We start from the raw sequence: 6,491 nt of genomic DNA, 5'->3' as shown, positions 1-6,491 counted from the left end.
CCGTCGAGGCCGACGGTGAGACCCGTGTCTTCCGTCGGACCAGCACCAAGCCCGTGCGTAGCATCAAGGGCCAGCGGCCACGGACCGCTACCTCAGTTTCCTAGCCGGAGTGTCAAGCATCAGGTGAGTCAAGACACAAATTCGGATCATCTCGAATTCCAGCTACTGGCGCCCGTGAACGTCTCCGGTACACCCGCTCTGTGACGCGCTCGTGGGCTCCGAACCTCGTCGGTTGTGCGATACGTTCGACGAGCGCCGGAGCCGCAAGTCGCTAGCCTTGCCCCTCTAGAGACAGCCGAACTCGGGAGAGTGATTCATGTCCACTGCTCGCAATGACGCGCAACTTGACGAAGGCATCACTGAAGACCAAACGCGGTGGACCCTTGGGCGGTCGGTAGACGATAAGGGCGGTCGCACTATCTGGATCGCGGTTACAACTGCGCTCGGCGCCCGCTTCAAAGGCGGTTACGGGTCCCCGTCTCTCACCGAGGGCGTTGACTTCTCCACTTTCCAAGGTCAAGCAGACGGAGTGCCGGTCTCGACGATTGTGCGTGTCCGCCGAACCGTTGAGTCCGTACGAGCCGTCTACTCGGACGGAAGCACTGAGGTGGTCCGTTTGGTTCCCGACCCCGACGATACCCGCGTGCTTCTGGGCGCCCATGTTTGCTCGGGCAGCCGTACGGTCTCCAAGTTCGACATCCAGAGGTAGCGCACGATGGGGCGTGCGGGAAGACACGCACGCCCCAAACGCTCTATGCCTCTATCCAAAGGCATGGTCTTGCGACCGAGCCGCTCCATTGGTTACAGACCTGATCGCTGTCGTGATAACTGCGATTCGCATCCCAATACGAGTAGTACATGCCCTCCTGGGTTGTGCCAGGGCAGATGCGGTACGAGGCAACTACGTTGCCGTTGCGCTGGTAGTAGGCAGTCGAGCAGCCCCAATTGCCATAGGCCCGCGTCTCCCATAGGTCGATGTAGAGCCCATCGCCGTAGACGTAGATGCAGGCATCTCGGCCTCCCCCGCTGTCGCAGCCACTAGCGGTAGCAACACGCGCTGAAGACTTGCTGCTGCGGCCTTCGGGCTTCACCCCAGGCTTGAAGCCTGCTTTTCCTACTACAGCGCCGGAGGAGTCACGCGCCTCCACCACGACTTCGCCGTCGGCCATGGTCCTCGGTTCTGACCAAGAGACAGCCTCTCCGCCGTCGAAGCCCGCGACTGAGCGGCCGGCGGCCGCGCTGGAAGCGACCAGACCTCCACCATTTCCGTGGTTGACGGCCGCGCTAGAGGCGACCGGACCTGCAGCTGTCAGTCCCATCACCGCCAAGAGCGCGGCACTTCTCATCAGAATTGACATCATTGGCAATCCTTCCTAGGAGTCCCCTGTGAACTCCATGGGAGAAAGGTAGACCCCAGACCCAGCCGAGGCGACTTGAAGTGGGTCCCTTGCAGATTCGGAAAACGACTCACGCTGATGACCGGTGAATCGCTTCCGACCGTGACGAGCGCAGGGAGTGCCGGCTTGGGCAAGTAATCGAATCGAGATTCGCGACACTTACAACTGTGCGGAGGAACGACGAAGCGGGTGAGGTGCAGCGGTTCTCTCGGCTGTACCGGCTGCACTACGCGGCGATCCACGGCTTCGCGTACCGGCGCCTGCACGATCGTGGCGCGGCCGCCGACGTGGCTGCCGAGGTGTTCTTGGTGGCGTGGCGTCGTCTCGACCAGATCCCTGCTGCGGAGCTCGGGTGGCTGTTCGGGGTGGCCCACCGAGTGGTGTTGGCGACCAACCGCGCGGCACACCCGCTGACCGCCTCACTGGAGGACACGGAGCCGAGGCCTGAGGCCGGCGACCTGACGGACCGATACGAACACTTCGAAGAGCTGCGCCAGGTCGCGGCCGCGGTGGACCGGCTGTCGCTCCCGGACCGGCAGGTGCTGCTGCTGGTGGCCTGGGAGGAGCTCTCGGGCGCCGAGCTGGCCGCCGCGTTGGGCTGCAGCCGTGGAGCCGCCGCGGTCCGTCTGCACCGAGCCAGGACACGACTGAAGCGCGAACTTGAGTCGCCTGCTCCGACGAAGGAGTGGGCGAGCGTAACGAGGCAGAAGGGGCTAGAAGAATGACGAACGACCTTGACCTGCTCAAGCAGCTCGCACCGAAGGACGCAACGGCCCTCGACGTCGCCCGACGCGAGGACGACCTCGCGGACATCTTGGCGACGCCGCGAACAGGCGGCTCAACAACTGGCAGCCAAGGACGGATCCCGCGACGGGCGGTCATCGGGGGCCTCGCGGCCGCCGGCGCCGCATCGATCCTGGTCGTCGGTCCCCCGCTGCTGCCGGGAAGCAAGCCTGCGGCCGCTTTCGCCGCGACTCCGCCAGTCCTTGACGGATGCCTTGCCGAGGGAGGTCCTGCCACCCAGACCCTGACCTCCGCCGCGGCGACCGCTGCCGGGTCCACGCTCATGGGTGCCCTCGGCAGCCGGTACTCCACGTGGTCGCTATTCACCCGGGTGGTGAACGACCAGCCCGTCCGGTCGGCAGTGGTCCCCCAGAACGTCGACTTCTCCCTGGTGGCGGACGGGTCCGGTCAGCGCACCGTGCGTATCGGCGCACCCGAAGTCCCCGCAGGCTATGACGTCAGTGACTTCGACCTGCCAACGCCGGGCACGGTCATCCGCGACGAGAAGTACGGCCCTGGGCAGACCCCTCGCATCTATGCCGGCGCCCTCAGCGCTGAGGACTCAACGCTGTGGGATCAGCTGCGCCAGGCACACCCGATAGCTGAACTGGGCACCGGTGAGTTGTTCGTGGCCATCACCGACCTCTACAAGGAACAGCGCCCCGATCCCGCAGTCCGGGCGCAGCTGCTGCGGCTGCTCGCGTCCCGCACGGACGTCCTGGACCTGGGCACTCTGCGGGACCGAGAAGGGCGCGCCGGCCTCGGGATTGGCGTGTCGACCTCGCAACCGGGCGGCCTGCCGGCCCGGTTCGTCATGGTCTTCGACCACGTGACCGGTCTCCTGCTCAGCTACGAGCAGATCTTGACGTCGAGCCCTGGAAAGCTCGAGGTCAAGATCCCGGCGGTCATCGACTACGCCCTCTTTCGGTGAACGGCCGTTTCGTCAAGAGCACGCTCTGCGGAGTTCGACGGTCAGGCGCTGGGACGCGCTGTCATCGGCAGGATTGAAACGTCCGACCATCGGCATGTGGGTGAAACTTCGACCGCGCGACACGCGGCGTGTTTCTTCGTGGATCTGCACCTTGGGCGTGGATGGTGGGAGTGCGGACATACCCAAACAAAAACCTGAACTGACAAAACTGCGGGCTTGATGCCCTGGGGGTCGGCTCCCCACCCCGGCCAGAGGCCATACACACGAATTGCCGTCACACACACAGACACGCATCTCCTGGTCCGCCATCTTCTTCGTGACCTTTGACGTGGTCGGCGTGTGAGCAACCCGCGGCGCCGGCACCTCCTTCTCGAACTTTCAGTGGCCGCCCTTCTGGACCGGGTGTGTCGTGCAGCGCGGGTTGCACTAGCTGCACGGCACACCCACCCGGAACAGGGAAGGGGGTGGCCGAGATGAGCCGGGCAACACGTGACCGCGTCTGGGACGCCGTCCCCCTGCACCCCCAGCGGGCCGATGACCGTCCGGGCCGTGAAGGTCACCCTCTCGACCTGAGCCACCTCGACTCGGCGACCGAGGCCCAGGTCCTGGCCCGGTTGCTGTCCCAGGACTTCGACGCCTGGTCCGAGGCCGCCTTCCGGGTCGGCCACTGCGCCAAGCCGATCCGGCTGCACGGCTCCTCCCAGACGGTCGACGCGGCCACGGGTGAGGTGCTCTCGACCTTCTCCTCGGCCGAGAGCCCGCTCGGGGTCCTGCACGTGCGCTGCGGCAACAGGCGCGCCGCCGACTGCCCCTCGTGCTCCCGCGTCTACGCCTCCGACACGTTCCACCTGATCCGGGCTGGGGTCGTCGGCGGGAAGGGCGTCCCCGAGCAGGTGCGGGAGAACCCGCTGGTGTTCGCGACGCTGACCGCGCCGTCGTTCGGCCCGGTGCACGGCACCCGCAGCGGCCGCCGCTGCCGCCCCTACCGGACCAAGGGCCAAGCAGACCGCTGCCCGCACGGCCGGCCGACGACGTGCCACACCACCCACACGGACGATGACCCGCTGCTCGGGCAGCCGCTGTGCGGCGACTGCTACGACTACGCCTCGCACGTCGTGTGGCAGTGGTGGGCCCCGGAGCTGTGGCGCCGGTTCACCATCACCCTGCGCCGGGTCCTGGCCCAGATACTCGGCATGAGCACCCACCGGCTCGCGAGGATCGCGACCGTGCAGTTCGCCAAGGTCGCCGAGTACCAGCTGCGCGGCCTCGTCCACTTCCACGCCCTCGTCCGCGTCGACGGCAAGGCCACCGACGACGACGGCTCACATGCGCCGGCCCCGGCCGGGATCACCGCCGCCCTGCTCTCGTCCGCGATCGAGACCGCCGCCGCGTCCGTGTGGTTCGACGCCCCGCCCCTGTTCGGCGGTGACCTGGCCCGACGGCTCCGTTTTGGCGCGCAGGTCGACGCCCGACCGGTCCGTAACGCTCACCGCACCGACGACCCCGAGAAGCAGCTCGAGGCCGAGCAGGTGGCCGGCTACCTGGCCAAGTACGCGACGAAGTCCGCGACCGACTCGACCGACGCGGCCAGCCCGCACCTGCACCGGCTCCGCTCGACCATCGCCCAGACGGTCGCCCGGCACCAGACCGAAGCGGCCGCCGCTGAGGCTCCGATGGCCGAGCGCCCGTACGCGCTGCTCGGCAAGTGGGCCCACATGCTCGGGTTCCGCGGCCACTTCTCCTCCAAGTCCCGCCGCTACAGCGTCACCCTCGGCCGGCTGCGCCGCGCCCGCGTCCGGTTCCAGCGCCGCCTCGCCGCGGCCAACCTCGAGGGGCGCACGCTCGAGGCCCGCGACCTCGAGGACCTCCTCGAAGACGAGGACACCGAGACCACCCTCGTCGTCGGGCACTGGACCTACGCCGGATCCGGCTGGGACACCGACGGCGACGCCGAACTCGCCAAAGCTGCCGCCGCCCGCGCCCGCGAGTATGCCCAAGAACGAGCGAGAGCCAGACACGAGAGACCGCACCGCGAGGAGATTGGAGTTGAGAGATGGAACTGATGACCATCGACGAGGTCGCCGAACGGTTGCGCGTCCCCGTCCTAACCATCCGCTGGCTGCGCCAGGAGGGCCGGTTCGCGCCCGCGATCAAGGTGGGCCGTCGCCTCGTCTGGGACGTGAAGGACGTCGACGCCTGGCTCGAGGCACAACGCGAAGGGACACCCGCAGCGTGAGCATCCAGCGGTTGGTTCGGGGCGACCGCGTCCGCTACCGGGCGCGTGTGAAGTCCCATGGGCGCGAGGTGGCGACCCGTGTCTTCGACCGCAAGTCTGATGCGGTCGCGTGGGATCAGGAGCAGGCTCGGCGGCTGCGCTCGGGCGAGTGGTTCGACCCGCGACGGGGAAGGGTGCCGCTGGCGTCGCTCTTCCCGGAGTGGCTCGCCTCGCGACAGGGCCTCAAGAGGAAAACACAGGAGGCTGATCTATCCGCTTGGACGAACCACGTCGCGCCCAAGTTCGGGCACGTACCGATCGCGTCGATCACCGAGGCCCAGGTCTCGGCGTGGGCAGGAGGGCTCGTGGCCGCCGGTCTGTCCGGGTCGACCGCGAGCCGCTACCTGTCCACACTGCGCTCGATGCTGGCATTCGCCGTCGCCGACGGTCGCGTGTCCAGGAACGTCGCCGCGTTGGTCAAGCCTCCCAAGGCAGGGCGTGCCCGTCGCGAGGGCCAGTTCCTCTCATTGGAGGAGCTCGAGGCGCTAGCCCTCGCATGCAACGGCCCGTATGCCGACGTCGTTCGGGTCCTCGGTCTGTGCGGACTGAGGTGGGGCGAGCTGGCCGGCCTCCAGGTCGGGGACCGCGTCAAGGTGCCGGGTGAGGGCCTGCGCCTGCAGCGAACCGTTCTCGCCAGCAGCTCGAAGGGCGGCCTATACGTCGACACCTTGAAGGGTCACCGCTCGCGCACCGTGGCACTGCCGTCAGCAGTGGTGCCGATCCTCGACCTCTGGTCGGCCGGCAAGTCATCCTCGGCATGGGTGTTCAGCGCACCTGGCGGCGGGCCGCTCTCGGAGTCCAACTGGAAGCGATCCGTCGGATGGCGTGAGGCCTGCGCCGCCATCGGCCGGCCGGCCCTGCGGGCTCACGACCTACGGCACACGGCGGCGTCCATCTGGCTCGGCGCGGGCGCCGACCCGAAGGTCGTCCAACGCATCCTCGGGCACGCCTCGGCGGCCATGACGATGGACCTCTACGGCCACCTGATCGACCGCAACCTGTGGGAGGCAGCGCAGAAGGTCGGGGGCACCACGGGGGCATCTGATGCCGCCACGGGCAAGGGAAAGGCCCCCGACTCTGGCGAGAAGGGGGCCTGACCTGTGGT

Annotated in this window: 6 protein-coding genes; 5 read left to right on the top strand and 1 reads right to left on the bottom strand. The window is 67.7% G+C overall.

From position 1 onward, the window contains the following. Positions 1 to 752 precede the first annotated feature (752 nt). The gene (locus ABD297_RS15640; protein ID WP_344255961.1) at positions 753 to 1,169 is read right to left on the bottom strand and encodes a hypothetical protein; all 417 of its coding nucleotides are present in this window, start codon (positions 1,167 to 1,169) and stop codon (positions 753 to 755) included. A 395-nt stretch (positions 1,170 to 1,564) separates the two neighbouring features. Here ABD297_RS15640 and ABD297_RS15635 point away from each other — a divergent pair, with 395 nt between their 5' ends. From ABD297_RS15635 to ABD297_RS15615, 5 genes are all read left to right on the top strand, one after another. Beyond that, positions 1,565 to 2,122 (top strand): RNA polymerase sigma factor, encoded by a 558-nt coding sequence (locus ABD297_RS15635; protein ID WP_344255960.1) that lies wholly within the window; start codon positions 1,565 to 1,567, stop codon positions 2,120 to 2,122. After that, positions 2,083 to 3,111, top strand: a complete 1,029-nt coding sequence (locus ABD297_RS15630; RefSeq protein WP_344255959.1) for a hypothetical protein — start codon at positions 2,083 to 2,085, stop codon at positions 3,109 to 3,111. The genes ABD297_RS15635 and ABD297_RS15630 overlap by 40 nt, the downstream gene beginning before the upstream one ends. Positions 3,112 to 3,584: 473 nt before the next feature. Next, complete coding sequence (locus ABD297_RS15625; RefSeq protein WP_344255958.1) at positions 3,585 to 5,174, top strand: replication initiator; 1,590 nt, start codon at positions 3,585 to 3,587, stop codon at positions 5,172 to 5,174. Beyond that, entirely contained in the window at positions 5,165 to 5,347 is a 183-nt protein-coding gene (locus tag ABD297_RS15620; RefSeq protein ID WP_034770063.1) for a helix-turn-helix domain-containing protein, read from the top strand. Before ABD297_RS15625 ends, ABD297_RS15620 begins: the two co-directional genes overlap by 10 nt. After that, positions 5,344 to 6,483, top strand: a complete 1,140-nt coding sequence (locus ABD297_RS15615) for a tyrosine-type recombinase/integrase (RefSeq protein WP_344255957.1) — start codon at positions 5,344 to 5,346, stop codon at positions 6,481 to 6,483. Before ABD297_RS15620 ends, ABD297_RS15615 begins: the two co-directional genes overlap by 4 nt. Positions 6,484 to 6,491: the final 8 nt, after the last annotated feature.

The sequence above is a fragment of the Terrabacter carboxydivorans genome, from assembly GCF_039532035.1.
Classification (GTDB): Bacteria; Actinomycetota; Actinomycetes; order Actinomycetales; family Dermatophilaceae; genus Terrabacter; species Terrabacter carboxydivorans.
The sequence above is the reverse complement of the archived record's forward strand: the minus strand, read 5'-3'. Positions and strand labels throughout refer to the sequence as shown.